This is a genomic window from Lysinibacillus sp. LK3, from assembly GCF_001043675.1.
Taxonomy (GTDB): Bacteria; Bacillota; Bacilli; order Bacillales_A; family Planococcaceae; genus Lysinibacillus; species Lysinibacillus capsici.
Genome location: NZ_LDUJ01000017.1, coordinates 85,837 through 107,655, shown reverse-complemented (window position 1 = coordinate 107,655; position 21,819 = coordinate 85,837). Strand labels below are relative to the sequence as shown.

17 protein-coding genes are annotated in these 21,819 nt (G+C 37.6%); 7 read left to right on the top strand and 10 right to left on the bottom strand.

Annotated elements, in window-relative coordinates; all coding sequences use genetic code 11:
• Positions 1–239: 239 nt before the first annotated feature.
• On the bottom strand, positions 240–1,370 hold the full coding sequence (locus VK91_RS12995; RefSeq protein WP_048393322.1) for a LuxR C-terminal-related transcriptional regulator: 1,131 nt from the start codon (positions 1,368–1,370) through the stop codon (positions 240–242).
• Between the two features lie 192 nt (positions 1,371–1,562).
• Here VK91_RS12995 and VK91_RS12990 point away from each other — a divergent pair, with 192 nt between their 5' ends.
• From VK91_RS12990 to VK91_RS12980, 3 genes are all read left to right on the top strand, one after another.
• Entirely contained in the window at positions 1,563–2,318 is a 756-nt protein-coding gene (locus tag VK91_RS12990) for an SDR family NAD(P)-dependent oxidoreductase (protein ID WP_048393320.1), read from the top strand.
• A gap of 20 nt (positions 2,319–2,338) precedes the next feature.
• Positions 2,339–3,082 (top strand): SDR family NAD(P)-dependent oxidoreductase, encoded by a 744-nt coding sequence (locus VK91_RS12985; protein ID WP_048393318.1) that lies wholly within the window; start codon positions 2,339–2,341, stop codon positions 3,080–3,082.
• Between the two features lie 277 nt (positions 3,083–3,359).
• Positions 3,360–4,742: a dipeptidase gene (locus tag VK91_RS12980; protein WP_048393316.1), complete on the top strand. Its 1,383-nt coding sequence runs from the start codon at positions 3,360–3,362 to the stop codon at positions 4,740–4,742.
• A 57-nt stretch (positions 4,743–4,799) separates the two neighbouring features.
• Here the strand turns inward: VK91_RS12980 and VK91_RS12975 are convergent, their stop codons facing one another.
• Both VK91_RS12975 and VK91_RS12970 read right to left on the bottom strand, forming a co-directional pair.
• On the bottom strand, positions 4,800–5,372 hold the full coding sequence (locus VK91_RS12975) for a nitroreductase (RefSeq protein ID WP_048393315.1): 573 nt from the start codon (positions 5,370–5,372) through the stop codon (positions 4,800–4,802).
• A 97-nt stretch (positions 5,373–5,469) separates the two neighbouring features.
• Positions 5,470–5,964 (bottom strand): amidase domain-containing protein, encoded by a 495-nt coding sequence (locus tag VK91_RS12970; protein WP_004229655.1) that lies wholly within the window; start codon positions 5,962–5,964, stop codon positions 5,470–5,472.
• A 182-nt stretch (positions 5,965–6,146) separates the two neighbouring features.
• Between VK91_RS12970 and VK91_RS12965 the strand changes: the two genes are divergently transcribed.
• Positions 6,147–7,169, top strand: a complete 1,023-nt coding sequence (locus VK91_RS12965; RefSeq protein WP_048393313.1) for a DUF2804 domain-containing protein — start codon at positions 6,147–6,149, stop codon at positions 7,167–7,169.
• A gap of 91 nt (positions 7,170–7,260) precedes the next feature.
• Here VK91_RS12965 and VK91_RS12960 read toward each other — a convergent pair whose 3' ends face one another.
• On the bottom strand, positions 7,261–7,977 hold the full coding sequence (locus VK91_RS12960) for a glycerophosphodiester phosphodiesterase (RefSeq protein ID WP_048393311.1): 717 nt from the start codon (positions 7,975–7,977) through the stop codon (positions 7,261–7,263).
• Between the two features lie 157 nt (positions 7,978–8,134).
• Between VK91_RS12960 and helD the strand changes: the two genes are divergently transcribed.
• On the top strand, positions 8,135–10,360 hold the full coding sequence (gene helD, locus VK91_RS12955; RefSeq protein WP_048393309.1) for an RNA polymerase recycling motor HelD: 2,226 nt from the start codon (positions 8,135–8,137) through the stop codon (positions 10,358–10,360).
• A gap of 266 nt (positions 10,361–10,626) precedes the next feature.
• Here helD and VK91_RS12950 read toward each other — a convergent pair whose 3' ends face one another.
• The 4 genes from VK91_RS12950 to VK91_RS12935 all read right to left on the bottom strand — a co-directional run bounded on the left by VK91_RS12950 (position 10,627) and on the right by VK91_RS12935 (position 16,359).
• Positions 10,627–11,496: a GNAT family N-acetyltransferase gene (locus VK91_RS12950; protein WP_231595659.1), complete on the bottom strand. Its 870-nt coding sequence runs from the start codon at positions 11,494–11,496 to the stop codon at positions 10,627–10,629.
• A 346-nt stretch (positions 11,497–11,842) separates the two neighbouring features.
• Entirely contained in the window at positions 11,843–13,675 is a 1,833-nt protein-coding gene (locus VK91_RS12945) for an ABC transporter ATP-binding protein (RefSeq protein ID WP_048393308.1), read from the bottom strand.
• Positions 13,675–15,396, bottom strand: a complete 1,722-nt coding sequence (locus VK91_RS12940) for an ABC transporter ATP-binding protein (RefSeq protein WP_048393307.1) — start codon at positions 15,394–15,396, stop codon at positions 13,675–13,677. The genes VK91_RS12945 and VK91_RS12940 overlap by 1 nt, the downstream gene beginning before the upstream one ends.
• Before the next feature lie 66 nt (positions 15,397–15,462).
• Entirely contained in the window at positions 15,463–16,359 is an 897-nt protein-coding gene (locus VK91_RS12935; protein ID WP_048393305.1) for a DMT family transporter, read from the bottom strand.
• Between the two features lie 186 nt (positions 16,360–16,545).
• On the opposite strand from VK91_RS12935, the gene VK91_RS12930 reads away from it, so the two are divergent.
• On the top strand, positions 16,546–18,567 hold the full coding sequence (locus VK91_RS12930; RefSeq protein WP_048393302.1) for a GGDEF domain-containing phosphodiesterase: 2,022 nt from the start codon (positions 16,546–16,548) through the stop codon (positions 18,565–18,567).
• A 46-nt stretch (positions 18,568–18,613) separates the two neighbouring features.
• Here the strand turns inward: VK91_RS12930 and VK91_RS12925 are convergent, their stop codons facing one another.
• Together VK91_RS12925 and VK91_RS12920 are read right to left on the bottom strand one after the other, a co-directional pair.
• A complete protein-coding gene (locus VK91_RS12925) occupies positions 18,614–19,090 on the bottom strand; it encodes a threonine/serine exporter family protein (protein WP_081010948.1) in 477 nt (158 codons plus the stop codon).
• Between the two features lie 12 nt (positions 19,091–19,102).
• Positions 19,103–19,855: a threonine/serine exporter family protein gene (locus tag VK91_RS12920; protein WP_009371811.1), complete on the bottom strand. Its 753-nt coding sequence runs from the start codon at positions 19,853–19,855 to the stop codon at positions 19,103–19,105.
• A gap of 339 nt (positions 19,856–20,194) precedes the next feature.
• Between VK91_RS12920 and VK91_RS12915 the strand changes: the two genes are divergently transcribed.
• Positions 20,195–21,604 carry a polysaccharide deacetylase family protein gene (locus VK91_RS12915; RefSeq protein WP_048393300.1) on the top strand — a complete coding sequence of 470 codons (1,410 nt, stop codon included), beginning with the start codon at positions 20,195–20,197 and terminating at the stop codon, positions 21,602–21,604.
• Positions 21,605–21,819 lie beyond the last annotated feature (215 nt).

Below are 21,819 nucleotides of genomic sequence, written 5' to 3'. Positions count from 1 at the left end.
GTATTACACTCTATCGCATTGGCTTTCAATTTCATTACAATCGTGTAAGCTTAATCGCTTTCACTTGTAATATTCGTAAAAATTGTTTTACTACTATACTGCTTTCCCTCCAAAAAAGCTTTTGATGACAATAGTTACCTATTATTTAAACTATATTTTTAATAGTATTTATTGTCAGAATATTAATTAGCATTTGAAGAAACAAAAAATGCACTCCTAATAGAAGTGCATTGGGTGTTTTAGCTTAACAGTCCTAGACGAAAGGCTGAGGCAACGACCTGTGTTCGATTCTTTGCTTTGAGCTTTGTCATAAGACTGCTTACATAATCCCTGACAGTATGCTCACTTAAAAATAATAAACCAGCAATTTTTTTATTATCATATCCTTCGGCAAGCAGGCCAAGTATCATCGATTCCCTTTCAGTTAAATGAAGCACTGTATTCTTTTCTACCTTCTCGCCCTTACGTGATAAAAATAAACCTAAACGCTTCCCTACTTCCTCAAGGAGTGTTAATTCTTCCTTTGTACAATCAAACTCCTCCCCTAGCTGATCAAATGTTAGCCATCCAAATAATTGCTCTTGACGCAAAATGGGAATAAAAATAATCGAGGATAAATTAAATAATTGGATATGCTCTTCTTTCACGTAATTTTTAGGATTTTTTAAATAAATGGGCTTTCTTGAACTAAGTATCGTGTTTTCCCCAGTCAACTCCCCTTTCATGCTTTGCACCTTAGGCAGCTCTGCGCCAATAACTCCATAAAATTGATTGGACCATGGGACATATGCGTAAAATACACATCTTTTATAACTAAAATACTCTTCACATTTTTTTAAAATCAGCGCTAAATCCTGATAACCTGAGGAACTAATAAGCAATTTATCAAGCCTATCTAATAATTGTAAGTGCCTAATTTTCTGATTTTCGCTAGCTATGTTACTAGTTTGGTTATCTCCCTCACAGTCATAATAAAGCTCTACAAGTAACGTAAATGTCGATAATACATACATGAAGATGGCGTTCGTTCGACTACTCTTCTGTTGAATCATAAAAGTAATCAACGATTTCTCAAATATTAATTGAAATAAATTAAAGCTCTTCCTATCAATAATGGACAACTGTGATTGAAGCCATGTGTTGAAAAAACTCTTCTCATCATTATTTAATTCATCGATATTTGCATGTGTCATTAAACGCAAAAATGAATCTAATAGCATTGCTGTTCTTTTTCGATCTGCCCCAGTTATAGAAGGTTCTAGATTAAGGTAAATAATTGTATTCTCTTCAATTTGCTGATGATGGATTTTAATAAACAACACAAACTCTTGAAGTGTTACTTCTTCAATTGATTGAAATGGATGCGTCATAGGAAATTCTTCTCCTTCACACTAAAAATACCCCTATAAATGGAGGATATTCACTCACTATATTATACAGCATCTTATAGGATAGTATTTCAAATTGAAAGGAGTAAGATGAAGGTATCGCTAAACAATGCGAATACTTTTGAATCCTAAGGCAACCATATAACCAGAAATAATGAAAGGTGCGTGCTTGAAATGAGATTAGAAAACAAAGTGGCCATTATTACAGGTGGAGGTACAGGAATCGGGAAAGAAACTGCACTATTATTTGCTAAAGAGGGAGCAAAAATAGTTATTACTGATATAAATGAACAATCTGGGAACGATACAGTCCGTGATATTCAAACTATCGGCGGTGAGGCAGTATTTATCCGCCACGATGTTAGTAATGAAGAAGACTGGAAAAAGGTTGCAGATGAATCAATAAAAACATTTAAGAAAGTGGATATTCTTTTCAATAATGCAGGTATCTATATCATAAAACCCCTTGCAGAAATCGAGCTTTCTGACTGGAACCGCTTAATGTCCATCAATGTGACAGGTGTGTTCTTAGGCATGAAACATATTATGCCGCTTATGGCTAAACAACATAATGGTTCTGTTATTAATGCTTCCTCTATTGCAGGCTTAACAGGTGCTGCTGGTCACGTATTATACGGCGCTAGTAAAGGGGCTGTTCGCATTATGACAAAAGATGCTGCTATGGAGTATGCTCCATACGGCGTACGTGTCAACTCCATTCATCCTGGCTACATTGATACAGGTATGGCAGACTATGCATCAGCAACAACAGGAAGCTCAAAAGATGAATTAGGCAAAAACTTATTCCCATTAGGACGTTTAGGCTCTGTAAAGGAAGTAGCGCAAACTGTATTGTTTTTAGCTTCTGATGAATCTTCCTTTTCAACAGGTGCAGAATTCGTTATTGATGGCGGAGCAACAGCAAAATAACATTAAAGGTGGTCATTTATATGAAACTAAAAGATAAAGTAGCAATTGTTACAGGTGGGGCTAGTGGTATCGGTGAAGCCACAGTTCGTCTCTTTGTAGAAGAAGGCGCTAAAGTCGTTATTGCCGATTTTTCTGATCGTGGACAAAGCGTTTCTGAAGAATTAAATAACAATGGTTTTGATACACTTTTCGTAAAAACAGACGTAACAAATGAAGCGGACATTCAAAACATGATAAAGGAAACCGTTACTAAATACGGTAAACTTGATATTATGTATGCAAATGCAGGCGTAGCTGACGATGCACCAGCACACGAGCTTTCTTTTGAAAAATGGAAAAGAACAATTGATATTAATTTATCAGGTGTATTTCTATCGGATAAATATGCCATTGAACAATTCCTTGCCCAAGGAACAGGTGGCGTCATTGTTAACGCTGGTTCAATTCATAGCTTCGTTGCCTTACCAAACCCTACAGCCTACTCATCTGCAAAAGGTGGCGTTAAATTATTAACACAAAACCTATGTACTGCTTACGCTAAACAGGGTATTCGTGTAAATGCGGTGTGTCCTGGCTATATCGACACTCCTCTATTAGCTGAGGTCGATGCTCAGAAGAAAGAATATTTAGCATCCCTTCACCCACAAGGTCGACTTGGTAAACCAGAAGAAATCGCTAAAGCCGTTCTCTTTTTAGCAAGCGATGACGCAAGCTTTGTTAATGGTACAACGCTTCTTGTTGATGGTGGTTATACTGCTCACTAATGAGGCTTTGAATAGACTCGCCTGAAAGCTAGTGCATTTAATGATGCCATTCTAGCCGTTAAAAGTGCGAAGCGATCTAGCTGTTGTATCTGAACCCTTCACTGAAAAATGACGAATTTATAATCCACTCAAGTAAGACTCAACCACAATTGCTATTTAGCTCTTGTGGTTTATTTTGTAGGTGCTATGTGTAATCTTTCAATTCAATTTAAGATTCCTAAAAGCAAATTGTGCTATACTATTTCTATTATCGAAATATTAGAAAGAGGGATGCTTAATGACTAATTTACAGCAAATTGATGCTTATTTTGCAAAACACCGTGAGGCACATTTAAATGAATTGAATGAATTTTTACGAATTCCAAGTATCAGTTCTTTATCCGAGCATAAAGAGGATATTCAACATGCAGCTGAGTGGCTAGCCAGTGCGTTTGAAAAACTAAATCTTGAAAATATCTCCATTACACAAACAGCTGGGCACCCTGTTGTTTATGCAGACTGGCTACATGCAGAGGGTAAACCAACTATTTTATTTTATGGTCATTATGATGTTCAACCTGTTGATCCATTAAATTTATGGGACAGTGAGCCTTTTAATCCTACAATTCGAGACAATAAATTATTTGCTCGTGGTGCGAGTGATGATAAAGGACAAGTCTTTATGCACTTAAAAATGATTGAGGCATTGTTTGCTACAACAGGGACATTACCTGTCAATGTTAAGTTCATTTATGAAGGTGAAGAAGAAATTGGTAGTCCACATCTACCTGCCTATGTTGAACAATATAAAGAAAAACTAGCGGCAGATTTAATTTTAATTTCCGATACAGGTCTTTATGGTCCTGGGAAGCCTGCGGTATGCTATGGTTTACGGGGCTTAACGGGCATTCAAATTGATGTGCGTGGAGCTAAGGGAGATTTACACTCCGGTCTTTATGGTGGTGGCGTACAAAATGCTATTCACGCATTAGCTGAAATTTTAGCATCCTTCCGTGATGAGCATGGTACGATTCAAGTTGAAGGTTTCTACGACAAAGTGTTGCCATTAACAGAAGAGGAACGTGAGGCTTATCTTGCGCTTGGCTTCGATGAAGAGTCTGTTAAACAGGAAGTTGGCGTAAAAGAATTATTCGGTGAACAAGGGTATTCTTATTTAGAACGTACTTGGGCCCGCCCAACCCTAGAGGTTAACGGTGTATTTGGTGGTTTCTCAGGTGAAGGTATCAAAACAGTGCTGCCCGCTGAAGCTGGCGCTAAAATCACATGTCGTCTTGTACCAAATCAAGAGCCCGATGAAATTGTAGCACTTTTAAAAGCACATGTTGAAAAGCACAAACCTGCTGGTGTGGAAATCAACATTTCTGAATTCGATAAAGGCCGTCCATTCCTAACGCCTTTCGATCATCCATTTATCCAGGCTGCTGGACGCTCCTATGAAAAAGTGTATAATGTACCAACAGCATACACACGTGGCGGTGGATCCATCCCTATCGTCGCTGCGTTTGATGAAATTTTAGATTTACCTGTAGTGCTAATGGGCTTCGGTCTATCAAGTGAAAACTTCCATGCACCAAATGAACACTTCCATTTAGAAAACTTTGATAAAGGCTTACGTGTTCTTAGTGATTATTTATATGAGGTTTCAGGATTACAAAAGTAAATATCGATTAATTAAAAAATCCCCTCACTGTCAAAGTGAAGGGATTTTTTTATTTGATTACTCACCAAAAATCGTAACGATATCAGCTGCTTGTTTGCGCTCTTTACCTTTTGGCACTTCATCAAAATAACCAACTTGTAGCATAGCAATGACACGCTCACCTGGTTGTACCTTTAAAGCTTCACGGAATTTTGGATTATCTAGGAAGCCTGGTGTTTTCCAGCAAGAGCCTATGCCTCTATCCCATGCCAGTAACTGCATGTTTTGAATAAATGTACTTGCTGCTGCATAATCTTCTAAACGTTCTTTTTGACGCGCATCCTCTGGAACGATAACAAAGGCATAGCCACCTGGTAATGTAAATTTCAACATCTGCTTCGCTAAATCTTCGCTTGAAAGCTCCTGCCATTTAGGAATTGTTAAGTCACGTAATAGCTGGTGAAGATTTGTTAATTCCTTTCCACAGGCAACAACTAATCGCCACGGCTCACGATTACCATGATTGGGAGCCCATACTGCATCGTCAATAATAGCCATTAAATCCTCACGCTCTACAGGCTGGCCATTAAACTTTTTAATGGAACGACGTTGAATAATTGCATCTCTAACAGATAAAATTTGTTCGCTCATATATCAATTCTCCTTCTACCATAAGACAACATATTAGAGTTTATCTCTTCTATCTTTCACATTATCATATATTTGTATGCTTTAAAACTACCTGTTCCTAAGCAAAGCTGTCATCTATATGATAGAAAAAGTAGGTCATGCTTGGCGTATAGGCGGTGGAATCCTCGTAAAAATAAGGTCGATTAATACTATCTGAGGTGTGGGCATTCACATAAGGAATACCATTTTGAATACTTGTAACAATAACGGAGTGGTCAATTCTACCATTCCCTTGAAAATCATAAAAAATGACATCTCCAAGCTCTAGTTCCTCTGCATATTGAACACGTCTGCCCTTCAATCCTGTTGTAGATCCTTCTAAATACCATCGTAATGAATGGGCAACAGACCAGCTAAAGCTCCAATTCCCTTGCTGAATCCACCAGCCTTTCTCTCTACTTGGTGCACCTCGCATCGGTGCCCCTCCTGCAAGTAAACACTGAGATATATAGTTCGTGCAATCTACATCAAAATTTGGAAAAGCAGGATTGCGTCTGTTCCACCACAAATTAGCATATTGAACTGCAGCCTGCCTATTATACATTTTTGCCATACATAACCTCCTCATGCCATCATATGTCTATTTAAGCATTTCTATTAGTTAGGTCCTTCCTCATAATTCTTATTGAAATCCATTATATTCAGCATGTTCCTTTCCAATTTCAAGAACATTTTTGCTACAATAAGGATTAAAGATATGTCAATTTTATTTTATGACCAGAAGGGATGTTGAATGTGAGGCAGCATGCTGAAAAAGAGATTTTACAGCCAACTCTTTTATGCGATAAAAAAGGTAATTTAAATCCAGCAGCCATCGGATTTGCACGCAAACCACTTATTAATAGCAATTTAAGCGGCCATCTCATGCGCAAAAAGAAATGGAACTATTGGTGTGTCTACGGTGATGAAATCTTGTTTTCAGCTACGATTAGTCATCTAGATTACGCAGCAGTCTGCTTCGTTTATTTCCTTGAATATGAAACACAGCGCTATTTTGAAAAAACGATCACAATCCCCTTTGGTGGTAAACTAAAAATGCCTACACAGGTTTTAGAATCTGTTTCATTTAAAAATAGTGAAATGATGATTGATTTATTATATATACAAAATGAAACACATCTATCTGTTTCCATACCAAACTTTGACGGAGATGTTTTACGAGCAAAGCTTATCATTCAGCACCCACCAGCGGACGAAACCTTAAATGTAGTCATTCCTTGGAATCGCAAAACATTTCAGTTCACAGGCAAGCATCACATATTGCCAACATCAGGTGTTGTCACAATTGGTACTCGGCGTTTTAATTTCTCAGCTGAGGAGAATTTTGCTGTGTTGGATTATGGACGAGGTGTATGGCCACGTGAAGCATTATGGAATTGGGGAATGGCCTCTCAACGAGTACGTGGACGACGCATCGGACTTAATTTAGGAGGTAAATGGACAGATGGTACAGGCATGACCGAAAATGCTGTTTTTGTTGATGGTAAAATGACAAAAATACATGAGGATTTATTATTTCAATATGATTCCGAAGATTATATGCAGCGTTGGGAAGTAAAAACAAAATTTTCCAATCAGGTCTCCTTAACCTTTTCACCCTTTTTTGAACGTATAGCCCAAACGAATGCCAAACTAGTTAAATCAGAGGTACATCAACTATTTGGCTATTACGACGGTTCTATTTTACTCGACAATGGTGAAACACTGGTTATTCAACAAATGCTCGGATGTATTGAGGAACATCGTGCAAAATGGTAAAAATCCTCTAGAAGACGTTGCTTTCCGTGGGTATTTTGAAAATGCAAATGATTCCACGGAAGCTTTTGTCTCCTAACTGTCCACTTTTGCTCTAACTAAGGGCTCTTAATATTTTTTCTGGATCATCTGTAAATATCGCCTGTACACCGAGCTGTTGTAAACTTCGAGCATCGCGTTGTTCATTGACGGTATACACACGTACAGTTGCACCTTCAGCGAGAGCTAGTTTAACTGATTTACGGAAGGAAGTTGGCAAACTTACATGTAACGCCTTAGCTGGTATAAGAGCAATGTAAGTCGGGAAATCCACCAGCACCTCTGCAAACAATGCTGCACTTTCTATATAAGGCGCTATTTTTGATATTGTTTGCAATGATTCATGATTGAAAGATGAAATGATCACCCGCTCTGTCATTTGCTGTGCTGCTACTTCTTTGAGCACGAGCGCTTCGATTCCTTCATATGCAATAATGTCTGTTTTCAGTTCAATATTGATACGGTGATTGGTACCTGCAAATAACTCCAACACTTCCCCTAAGGTTGGAATTACTTCATCTCCGAACTCCCGTGAAAACCACGAGCCAAAATCAAATGTACGTAATTGTTGTAATGTAAAATCTTTTACATAGCCTGAGCCATTGGAGGTACGATCAATGGTCTCATCATGAATCACCACTACCTCTTTATCTGCGGTTAAATGAACGTCTAGCTCTACCCCTGCTATAGGAAGCTTTGATGCTGCTTGAAAGGCAGCCATCGTATTTTCTGGATAGTTTATCGAAACACCTCTATGTGCAAATATGTCCAAATTCAATAACCTCCTCTATTATTATTCAAAGAAAAACCTTCCAGCCCCATGTAATAGTAGCATAATTAACATTTTAGCTTTCACTTGCTGGTAAATATTATATATAGTAGTATGATAATCTACTTTGAAATTGTAAGTACCTAGGAGGTGCTAAAAAATGACTGTACAACATCCAGATTTTCAGGCTGAAGTAGAGCGGTTAGCGTATACCCAAGGCTATATGCAACAAATATTAGACGAATCACAACGAGATTTAAAATCTGCTCAAGAAAATATCCGCAAATCTATGGCCGATCTTGATTACTTAGATTCGAGTTTAAGTTATTTAAATATCTTAACAAATGCCAGATTTTTTGAAATGGCACGTAATCAAAAAGAAGGTCTAGAGGCCGTTCGCAAGAAGCCCTATTTCGCTAGAATCCATTTCCAAAAAACCGGTGACCCAGAAGAATTCCTTTATATTGGGAAAACATCACTATTTCATCGTGAAACCCATGAGCCCATTATTGTTGACTGGCGCTCACCCGTAGCTAATGTTTATTATGATGGACGTCTTGGTGACATGGAGTACGATGTCCGTGGTGAAGTTCATAAAGGACATCTCTTTGCTAAAAGGCAATACAAGATCGAAAATGGCGAATTACTCGATATACGAGATATTGATCTAACAACAAATGATGAACTACTACAAGAAGCATTAGCTGGAAAAGCTGATGTCCGTCTAACTGAAATTGTTTCAACCATTCAAAAGGAACAAAATGAAATTATTCGAGCACATCTTCGTCAACCAATTATTGTGCAAGGTGCTGCTGGTAGTGGAAAAACAACCATTGCTCTACACAGAATATCCTATTTCCTTTATACAATGGGTGAACATTTTAATCCTGAGCAGCTCATGATTTTAGCACCGAATAAGTTATTTATTGATTATATAGGCGATGTTTTACCAGAGCTTGGCGTCGATAAAATATGCCAAACTACTTTTACAGACTACGTTCTTTCTGCCACTAAATTAAAGCTTAAGCTTCAAAATCCAAATGAACAATTAGAATTGCTCGTTGCTGGAGGTAGTCAGCCTACTGCCTGGATTGCTGAAATGAAAGGTTCACTTTACTATCGTGATGTCATCGAACGCTACGTACAAAAGCTGGAACAAAAGATCGCAGAGCAATTCGAAGATGTCTATATTGAAAAATACTGTATCATGCGTGCTTCCCACCTGAAGAAGCTGTTTTTATATGAATTCTCATATATGCCTATCGAAAAGCGACTTGAACATATTAAAAAGGTCTTAGCAAGCCATGTACGTCAAAAAAAACAGGCTGTTTTAGCTACACTCCATAAAAAGTATGATGAAGCATTGGGTAAAGCCTTAAATGGAATTCGAGATGATGAAAAACGGCGACGTGTTGTCACAAAATTCATTGATGAGCGTGATGAACGAATTCCTGCCATTGAAAAAGAAACGAAGACAACGGCATCAGCTTATATGCGTCGCTTTCCCAAACATAATATTAAAACACTCTATCGTACCCTTCTCACCGATGCAGAATTATTAGCAGAACTCGCCCCTGAATGGCATTACCTTGAACAGCAACAATTTTTGCAGGCACATCGTAAAGAACAATGGGCACTCGAAGATTTAGCTGCACTATACTATTTACAAGCACGTTTAAAAGGCATTGCAGATGAATGGAAGATGCGTGTTGTCTTTATCGATGAGGTCCAAGATTACAGTTTATTTCAGCTTGCTGCTTTAAAAGCAGGTCTTGATACAGATATGTTTACTATGGTCGGTGATTTAGCACAAGGTATCCATAGCTATCGCTCATTAACAGCCTGGGAACCTGTCCAAAGCTTATTTCCTCGTGCAAGCTTCCGCACTTTGCAAAAAAGCTATCGAACAACAATTGAAATTATGGAAGTCGCGAATCAAATTCTAGCGCAAATGAATGAACAGCTACCTTTAGTAGAACCCGTTGTGCGTCACGGTAAAGTACCAAGTTTTATTCAAGCAGAGCAATTCGATGCCTTCAAAGTTAAAGAGATTTTTGAAGCTATTCGTCAAAATGGCCATCGATCCATCGCTTTAATTTGCAAAACTACTGCAGAAGCCATTACTATGCAACAGGCATTAAAAGACAATGATATTGCTTCACAACTACTAACGGAAAATGAATCTATTAATCAAGAAATGTTACTTGTTGTGCCAAGTCACTTAGCTAAGGGACTTGAATTTGATGCTGTCATTGTAGCTGCCTACGATACACCATTTTACGATACACCCATTGACCGAAAGCTACTTTATGTAGCTCTTACACGAGCCATGCACGAGCTATACTTAATCGGTCCATCCAAAAAGACATTTTTATTAGAAAATTAAAAAGTCGCTAAAAGGCGACTTTTTTCTTTGCATCATTAATTTCTTGGGGGTAATTTATAAAACTTCCCTTTGGATAAATAAGCTTTCACAACTTTCCACCATGAATTAGGGGCTTCCTTCGGAGGAGACTTCTTCTTTGGCAATGCTGGCATGCGCATGATCACGACTCCTTTCTTAAAGCTTATTAATATTATATGAAGATAGTAGGTGATTATGATAAAAAAGGGCGATGAGTTGATATTAAATACCTCTCATCACCCTTTTTTCTATTGTTTTACATAATAATCAATTTGCTGTGCTTTCATAAAGCCTGCTTTTTCATAGACAGAAAGTGCTTTTTTATTGTCTACTTCTACATCTAGCATGACAAACGCTGCACCAACCTTACTCGCATAATCCTTTGAAAAGGAAAGAAGGGCTGTCCCAATACCTTGTCCTTCACAATTTGGATGTACAGCAAGTGCAGTTACCCACTGGATTTCATTTTCCTTAGCTGTAGTCACTGTGCCAACAACTGCACCATCTCTGTAAGCAACCCAAAGCTCTCTTCCATTTGTTGATGTATTAAAAGCAATAAGCTCTTCTGATTCTTCGGGTAGATCTCCAAAAGCCTCACAATAAATAGTAATCAGTTCAGCTTGCTCTCCGTTATAGGCTTGAATATTTATATCACTTCGTAATGTAACGGGCTCTGCTTTTGTTTCTAGGGTCGTTTCTGAAAAACTATAGGTAAACCCTTTGTTTTCAATAAATGTATGCCCACAAGGGGAACCATCAATTACTACAGCTAATTGCCCCTCTGCCCCTCTTTCTTTTAGCCCTACTTGTATACCCTCAACTAAGGCAGTTCCAATACCCTTTTGTCGATATGCAGGTGTCACCACTAATGACCACTCATATGTATGAAGTCCCATTAAGTCGATAGCACTAGCAGCACCAACTAGTAAATCCTTTTCATCCTCATACGCTAGTACCATGAAGCCTTTATTCTCGAAAGAGCTAGCCATTGGTACATTCATAATGGTTTCATATACTCGATAATCTTGAACTGTTGCTTCTTCACATAATAACTTTACTTCTTTCAATGTTTCTCCATCTAATGGAAAAGACACTGTCATCACTGAAATATTCATCATTTACTCCGTTCCTGTAACAGACTATTGCCCTATTGTAGCAAGAATGAAAATAAGCTGGCAACAAAATATATTAATACCCGCTATTAATCAGAATTTTACTTCAAATATTAGAAAAATAAAAGGATTTATACTATAAAAATTCAGTAAAATGACTGAAATTTACTAGAAATAATATACTAATTTTTCTAAAATAGAGATATTTATTTTTTCACAACCCATTACTTTTAAACTATCTACTGCTTCATATTTTAATAATGTTATATAATAATTATACCATTTATTCAAATTAATAACATTTTAATTCAATAAAAAAGAGCAACTTCAAATGAAATTGCTCTTTTTCCATCTATTCCTCAAGATGGTGTGAGGATGAATACAGCATTTGTGCATAAAGACCACCTGATTCGATGAGCTTTTGCTGAGGTCCAGCCTCCACTAATTCCCCTTTATGCATCACTAAGACCATATCGGCATTATGGACAGTATTTAAACGATGTGCGATCACAAAGCTCGTGCGCCCTTGCATTAACGTATCGAGTGCCTCTTGTATCGCCAGTTCTGTCACAGTATCGATACTGCTTGTCGCTTCATCCAATAGTAAAATTTTCGGATCAGCTATAAGTGCCCTTGCTATAGAAAGTAATTGCTTTTGGCCTTGGGAAATCTCGCGTCCATCCGCTGCAAGAATAGTATCATACCCATCCTTTAGTTTCATAATGAATTCATGTGCATTAGCTTGCTTGGCCGCTTCCTCAATCTCTGCATCACTCGCATCCAGTCTGCCATATCGGATATTCTCGCGAACAGAAGCCTCAAACAAAAATGGATCCTGTAAGACAAAGGCCATTTGTGAACGAAGGGATTGTCGATCAATTTGCTGTACATTTATACCATCAAATAATACCTCTCCCTTTGAGACGTCATAAAATCTTGCAATAAGTTGAAGGATTGTCGTTTTACCAGCCCCAGTTGCACCAACAAGGGCTACCGTTTGACCAGGTTCCACTTTAAAGTCTACATTTTTTAGTGTGTACCCCTCTTCTTCTAGTTCATATTTGAAGTACACCTGCTTAAACGTTACATGTCCCAATAGCTGATGCTTTTGTGCTGACACATTTTCTGCCTCTGGTTGTTCATCAAGCAAGGAAAATACACGTTCTGCACCAGCAAGGGCTGACAGTACCGTATTAAACTGGTTTGCTAAATCATTTAAAGGACGTGTAAATTGTCGTGCATATTCAGTGAATATAACAATTACCCCTATCGATACATGTCCATATAACGCAAGGACTCCTCCTACACCTGCTACAATGGTAAAGCTCATATTATTTAAGAAGTTCATAACTTTAGGAATATAACCTGAGTATGTCTGTGCCCAAAAACCAGTTCTTTTTAAGCGCAAACTTTTTTCACGAAATTCTGCTTTCATTCGCTCCTCTTGTGAAAATGCCTTCACAATCCGCTGTCCTGAAATTGTTTCTTCGATCATCCCATTTAAGGCGCCAATAGCTACCTGTTGTTCTTTAAACAGTGGTGCTGTACGACGTGTAATCCATCGCATCGCCCAAAACATCAGTGGAATAATGATCATCGTCAGAACTGTCAGCAATGGGCTTAAACTGAGCATAATAATGACGGTTCCACCAAGCGTAAGTACACTTGAAAATACCTGAATAAAGGAACTGTTCAATGTTGAGCTGACAGCTTCAATATCATTCGTCATTCTACTCATTAATTCTCCATGCTGACGACGATCAAAGAATGCCACTGGCAGTCTTTGAAAATGAGTGAATACACTTGTCCTTAATCTATAGATCGTTTGCTGGGCGATGCCAATCATCCAATAGTTTTGTAGGAAAAGTGAAACGGCTAATAACACATAAATACCAATTAATAAGCCAATCCCTTTATCTAAGCCTGAAAGCTCGCCATGCATAACATAGTGATCAATCATTTGACCGATTACATAAGGACCAACTAAAGCTAATATGGAGCTAATCATCACTAATAAGAGCACCACAATAAGCAGTGCGCGTTGTTCGTCGACAATTTTCCATAACCGCAGCAATGTACTTCTCCAATCAGCTGCACGTGGCCCCTTCTTTTTCTTCACACCCTGTTTCAGATCATCTTTTGTCAAAAGCGGTTCATAGCCAAAAGGTTTCTGGAAAAATCCCATTAATCCTCCACCTCCTGTTGAGAGATAGCTATTTTTTTATAAAGCGAGGAAGTCTCTAAAAGCTCTTCATGTGTGCCATAAGCAACTACTTTTCCAGCATCAATCAGTAAAATGCGATCTGCACCTTTAGCTGTACGTATTTTTTGCGTAACAACAAGCATCGTTGCTTTTTCTTCACTCAGTGCCGCCCACAAAGACTGTTCAGTTTTCACATCTAAAGCACTAGTACTATCATCAAGCATTAAAATATGTCCCTTTCTCAATAGAGCTCTAGCTATAGATAACCTCTGTTTTTGCCCCCCCGATAAATTGACACCTTTTTGCCCAACCTTGGTATCATAACCATTTGGAAAATCTTCAACAGATGCATGAATTTGCGCCTGCATTGTAGCCTGTAATACAGCATCCATTTCAGCCTGTGTATCTCCCCAACGCACATTATCTGCAATACTTCCTGTAAATAACAATGACTGCTGGGGGACATAGCCAATCACTTCCCGCAACTCTTGTAAATCCCAATGTTGCACATCCTGACCTTCCACAAGTATTCTGCCTTGCGTTACTTCATAGAACCGAGGAATGAGCTGTAATAATGTTGATTTTCCTGCACCAGTTGCCCCCATGATCGCTAGTTTCTCGCCAGACTTAACTTGAAAGCTCACATCTGACAGAACAGGAACATCTCCTCCTGGATAAGTAAAACTAACATGGTCAAAGGTTAATTCTCCATATTGTGTGGCATGACCTACTTCTTCTAAAAGAGATGTATCTTCAACCTCATTTTCAACGGAAAGGATTTCTGCCATACGTTCTGCAGATGCCTTTGCACGTGCGTAGAAGATAATAATAAAAGCGAACATTGAAAATGAGCCTGTCATACGCATTGCATAATTCACAATAGCCACAATATCACCAAGTGGCGTTGTTCCTGTAGCAATTTGTTTTGTACCAAACCATAAAACTGCGAGCAGGCTCATATTCATAATGAACAAAAGAACCGGCATAATATATTCCATTATGCGTAAGGCCTTCACAGTATCAACCTTTAACCGTGATGCAACTTCATCAAAGCGTGTAGCCTCATATGCCCCTCTTAAGTAAGCCTTTACTAATCGTATCGCCTGTAAATTCTCCTGTAAAACTCTGTTTAAACGATCGACCCTCTTTTGTACACGCCCAAAATAAGTCACACCTTTTGCCACCATAAAAAGAAGAAAAATAAAAATGATCGGTGCACCAATAACTAAAAATAAAGCTAATTTCGGATTTACGACAAAAGCCATAATAATGCTTCCTATCACAGCAAGTGGCGCTCGAAGCATAATACGTAAGCTCATAAACAGCACCGTTTGTACCTGTGTAACATCATTTGTTAATCGAGTAATAAGCGATGCAGTGGAGAATTTTTGATAGGTTGCTAGCGTAAAGGATTGAATCCTATCAAACAGGGCATTTCGAAGATCATATGAAAAGCTTTGAGCTGTATGTGAAGAAAAATAAGAATTGATAACGCCCGCCAGAAAGGCAACAAAAGATAGCCCAAGTAAAACAGCCCCCCATTGCAAAACCATTCCTTGATTTTGTGCCCTTACTCCCTCGTCGATTATTTTTGCCATAATGAGTGGCTGCACAAGCTCTACAAATAACTCTAAAAGCATTAAACATAAAGCAAAAATAGCTGTCCATTTATATGGCTTTACATAGGAAAAAACTTCTTTCATATTCTTTCCCCCTTGTTGGTAGATAAAATTTAATGATAGTTAAAAACTACTAACACTATAGTATATTTATGCTTTTTCTCCTGCTATAGAAAGCCAGGTTACACAAACAAGCATAACGAATACTCCTATTAATTGCCAAAAACCTAAAGAAGTACCGAAAATAATAACAGAGATCACCATTGCTGTTAATGGTTCAATACTAGAAAGAATGCTCGTTTCAACTGCCGTAATGTATTTCATACTACTTAAAAACAATATAAAAGCTACTGTTCCAAAAAATATTAAAGCAACTAATAACATTAAAATTTTAAAATCTACTAGAACAACCCATTGAGTGGACTGCTGCCAAACACGGCTTACTAAGCCCAAAGTGAAGCCACCCACCAGCATCCCCCAGCCCACTACTAAAAGCACACTCCACTCCTTCATTAAGCGTGCAGGATACAAGGTGTAAAATGCAAATGTTAAGCCTACTCCTATTCCCCATAACAAGGCTTTTGGACTAATAAGTAAACTTTCAAATGATGCATTCGTTAGTAACAGAAACAACCCTATAAGGGTACCAATAATACCTAACACTTGATATTTTGGTGGCCATTTCTTTAAACTAAGAGAGACATACGCGACAACAAATATTGGCGCTAAAAACTGTAGTAAGGTAGCAAGCACAGCATTACTTTCATTAATTGCAGCAACAAATGTAAATTGGACACCAAGCATACCTGCAATACCAAAAACTATGAGTTGTCTCCCCCATAGCTTGTGCTGCCAAATTCCAAAAATATTTTTTCCTGTTAACAATAAATATGTAAGTAGTAATATACCTGCAACCGATAAACGGATTGTTAACATAAAGGATACAGTCAAAGGTGTATGATTAAGCAACCACTCCATTAAAGGGCCAGTTGCTCCCCATAACATAGCACCCGAGACGATAAATATTATTCCTTTTAAACGTTTCATACCAATCCTGCTTCCTATATACGTACTAAAAATTGTTACTTTTCTTCAAATCATTTCTTATATTTCACTAGAAAAGTCCTATTAATTTTTACTATCAAATATTTACAAATATATTCATAATGACTAATTCCCGATTATTATCTATAATATTAGTATATATTGATTACCCAAGGAGATCGAATAATCATGAGTCATATGCATAAATCATTTACGATTGATGAACATTATTTAAATTCACTTCCTTTTCCTGCAATTATCATTAATCAAGATGGACAAGCAACAGTCTGGGGAAAGAGTGCTGAACATCTGATTGGCTTATTAGCTAATGATATTAAAGGAAATACTACTCCATCTATACACGAAAATCTACTGCGTCAGCTTCCTGTCGAAACACTTCAATCTATTTTACAAAATGAGGACAGTACGTATCTAGAAAAAATTCAAGTACACACAACTTCAAATGCAGAAATAACAACAGCTCTGCTAGCTAAACCTTTTACAGATGAGGGAGAACGTTTTATTCTATTGATTTTTATGCTCCCAGAATTAATGACGCAGGCTATCTCTCAATGCAATACCTTTGTAAACCTTAAGCAAGGTTTAGATGCAACCTTTATGACCGTTACACTCGATCACGATGGATTTATCTTGGAATGTAATAATGAATTTCTAAAAACAAGCCAATGGACACCAAAGCGTGTTATCGGCAAAACCTTTTGGCAACTGTTCCCTGATAATGAAGTGAGTGAAAAAATTACACATACGATCTGGCGTAATTTAAATAATGGTCATACATGGCAAGGAGAAGTTGAAAAAATTACAAAAACGGGGCAATCCTATTGGGTGCTACTAACGGCTATTCCCCTCGTTAATCTTGAAACAAATGAACAACAGTTTATCCTAATTGAAAAGGATGTAACTAAATCAAAAACGATTCAACACCAACTTGAAAAAATTGCTTACATCGATACAGAAACCGGTTTGATGAATGCACATCGACTTGAAAAAGTAATCACCAATATGATTGACGATGAGAGACACTTTTCATTTGTTTATCTAAGTATTGATAAATTTTATACACTTAAAGAATTACATGATCAACAAATCGATCAAAGCCTTATTGTTGAATTTACAAATCGTATAAAAATGTATTTCCAAGATAGCACGATGGCTCGTATAAATGAAAATGATTTTGTTGTCATTACGCCTTTAAGTGAATGGTTTATTCAAGGCTTTTTATCTTACTTACAACAACATCCGATTTATAGCGGCAATATTGCTGTACCAATTTCTATTAGTGGTGGCATAACTAGATATCCTGAGGATCAATCAACATTCTCTCAGCTTATGAAGGCATCCATTGCTACTATTTCAACAGTCCGTGAGGCTGGCGGAGATAAAATTGTTTCTTTATCAACAGCAACACATAAAGCTTTAAATCGTAAAGCATTAATTGAAAAGCGCTTACTCCAAGCACTTGACCAAAAGAACTTGAAGGTACTCTATCAACCACAAATCGATGTGTATTCTGGAAAAGTTACTGCTGTTGAAGCACTTGTACGTTGGGAAGATGAGGTAATAGGTGTCGTAACGCCTGATGAGTTAATTCCTATCGCTGAAGAAACAGGTCTAATTAATAATATTGGGTCCTTCATGCTGGAAAAGGCATGTGAACAAGCATTACTTTGGAAAAAGGCTGGCTATGATTTAAAAGTATCTATTAACTCTTCTGTACGCGAATTCCGTGATAAGAATATGGCAAAATCTATACTTGAAATGATTACAAAAACAGGTTGTCCAGCGAACCTATTACAAATTGAGATTACTGAAAAATTTGCTTTAGAAGCTGAAGCCGCAACGTCTATTGCACAGCAAATGCGTAAGCTTGAAAACGAAGGCATTTCTTTTGTATTAGATGATTTCGGTACTGGCTACGGCTCATTTAGATATATGCAAATTTTACCAATAAGTACATTAAAAATCGATCAAACGTTTACAAATTCACTCTTGAAATCCGAAAAGAGCCAAAAGCTTATGAATGGTATGGTACAACTAGGTAAATCCATGGAATTGAAAGTGGTCGCTGAAGGTGTAGAAACAGCTGAACAAGCAGATCTATTAATCACTTACGGCTGCGATGCCATTCAGGGCTATTATATTAGTAAACCTGTTACACCTGAAGAGATTGAACTATTACTGACAAAATAACAATAATGAAGAAGGAGGCTGCGTTTATTTTGCACGCAGTCTCCTTCTATTTTTTATAAACCTTTTGTAATTTTACTTTACTGGAACGAACTGAGCGGAATATGAGTTGGATAATTACTTCTGCAAAAACTAGTCCAATAACAATAGCACCTGTAATTAAAAATGCCTTTAAGCCATATTGCAAGCCTTGTAAGTAATCATCTTCTACCACATTTCTCATTGCATTATAAGCCATGCCCCCTGGTACTAATGGTATAATTCCCCCAACAATAAAAATAATCATGGGTATTTTAAAGCGTCGGGCATATAAATGAGCAACGATGGCAATGACAAATGAGCCAAAGAAAGAAGCTTTGACAACATCCATGCCTTGCTCTGTTAGAACATAGTATATAATCCAGCCAATTACCCCAACGAGTCCGCAATGAAGTAGTGTTTTTCTAGGAACATTAAAAATAATGGCAATCCCAGCTGTCGCAAAAAAACTAACTATTAATTGTATAATAATGTCCATCATCTGCATATTATCCGCCTCCTAAAATCCTAGTGTGACGGCGATTGCTGCACCAATAGCAAAGGCTGTTAAAAAGGCCTCTGCTCCCTTTGCCATCCCTGACATAAAATGACCTGCCATTAAATCACGTACAGCATTTGTAATCAAAATACCTGGTACTAGTGGCATGACGGAACTAATAATAATTTTATCAAGTTCAGTACCATAACCATACTTTACTGCAAAGAAGGCAACAAAGCCGAGGACGAGTGATGCAGTAAATTCAGAAAAAAACTTTACCCTTGTTAAATGATTAATGATTACCAATACTAGGAAACCGAGCCCGCCTGCCAAAAAAGCTATCGGAAAATCCGACCATCCACCCTTAAACATAATAAGGAAACAACCACTAGCAAGCGCAGCTGCCAAAACTTGCAAATAAGTTGGTAAAAAATAATTTGTTTTTTGTATCGACTTTAACTCGTCATAAGCTTCTTCTAATGTTATGATTTGAGATGTGAGTCTACGAGATACTGAATTTACCAAGGCGATTTTTTGCAAATCTGTAACCCTACTGGGAATTGATGTAATTCTTGTTGGCTGTGTCTTGCCTAACGAAAAAATGATGCCCGTTGGTGTGGCATAACATTGAGCATTTGGCATATTTTGAGAATGTGCCATACGCAGCATCGTATCCTCAACACGGTATGTTTCGGCACCACTTTCAATCATAATGCGTCCTGCAAGCAACAAACAGTCAATCGTAAGTTCATTATCCGCATCTTGTAAGACCATTGCAGCTATCTGCCTCCTTCAAAAGGTTCCTTGCCAATATTAACGAACTGCCAATAAAAACTCAACTGAAAATTTTTTTCTTAAGCAATGGATTATCTTTCAATTTATTTTTACAGTTACACTAATATTACGCATGTGTTTTTTCTATTTTAGTAGGTATTTTACAACCTCTTAAATAGAAGTACAACTACAATTAATTCGCTGATTTTTGAAGAAAAAGTGATCTTAATAATTTTCCACAAAATTACATAAAAAGATTCTAGATTTGTATAACTTTTTTAATGACTGGCACGTCTGATTGTATAGAAAATAAAAAAAGAGGGGAGCGTATCCAAAACCATGCAGGAACGTAGAAAAAGACGCGGTCCAATAATTGATTTCTTATTACTTAGCCTTATTGTGACCTTAACAACTATTATACTTTTTATTATCCTTTCAAAGGATGACTTTAAGTTTCAAAAGATTAGTGCTTCAAAAGAATCCGAGACGGAATCGGTGAATAGTCATTTATCGACCGAAAGTTCTGCGTTTCCAGGCATACGTATTGTTACAGACGTTTCAAATGACAAACGAACACCATTTGCTATACATTACCCACAAACAGATAACGAGGTTTTTAATGATGCCGTATTACAATACATATCGGATTCAAAAGAAAACTATCTAACATCGATGAAGAAAAATAAAGATACAGATGCTATGGGTGAATTAAATATTAGTCTAGAAACTTTTCCGTACCGAGAGCATTACTATTCCTTTGTGCTAACAAAAATGCTATATGTAGGTGGAGCCAATCACGAAGTCTCCACAAAAACATTCTTCATTAACAACGAAACGGGCGAACAAATTACGATCCAAACGCTCTTACAAAATGATGAGAATAACTTATCTACGTTGGCTGTAAACGTCCGAAAAGATTTGCAAAAAAACCTCCAATTAAAGGATGAGCTTTTCAACGATGAACTATTAAAAGCTACCGAACCAAAATGGTCTAACTTCAATCGCTTTGCTATTGTTGATGATTCATTACAAATCTATTTCGATGAATATGAGATTGCTAGTGGAGCAGCAGGTACCCCAATAGTGAAACTACCCCTTTCGCTTATTAACCCTTTGTTAGCCTCCGAATTTCAAATCGCAATGGAAAATGTAAAACCAATTAATCCACCACCAACTGGTGATCCGAATAAAAAACGTATTGCTTTAACATTTGATGATGGTCCACATCCAAAAGTCACGGAGCAAATTTTAAATATTCTTGATAAGTATCACGCAAAGGCTACTTTCTTCATGCTCGGTAGTCGTGTACAATACTATCCTGACATCGTAAAAGATGTTCTTGCGCGCGGTCATGAAATTGGAAACCATTCGTGGAACCACCCTGTCTTAACAAAGCTTACGCAGGAACAAGTGATGAAAGAATATAACACGACTGCCACTGAAATTGAGAAGGCAATCAATCAAGGTGCCACAGTTTTTAGACCACCATACGGTGCAACTAATGACACAATTAATGCCGAGATTCCTATCCCTGTTGTGCTATGGACAATTGATACATTGGATTGGAAACATCGAAATGCACAGCAGCTATTGCCTCACGTAAAAAATAATTTACACAATAATGCCATTGTCTTAATGCATGATATTCATCAATCCACTGCAGACGGACTTGACGCTGTTCTTGCCTATTTACAAGAGCAGGGCTATGAATTTGTGACTGTATCCGAGATACTGCCATATCGACAATAGTAATAAACAAAAAGTCCAATGAATTTCTCCATATTCATTGGACTTTCTTTTTGGTTGAAAAAGATGATGTCAACGGCAGAAAAAGCAACTTTGCAAGGCGAGAGGTTGACTTCTGTTCCGCCAGCGTCCTTTCCAGGGCGTCCGATGAGCCGCTTCACTCACCTACGTTCATCCAGGGTCTCATCTGTGACGCTAAATCCCCTAGGAGTGACGCT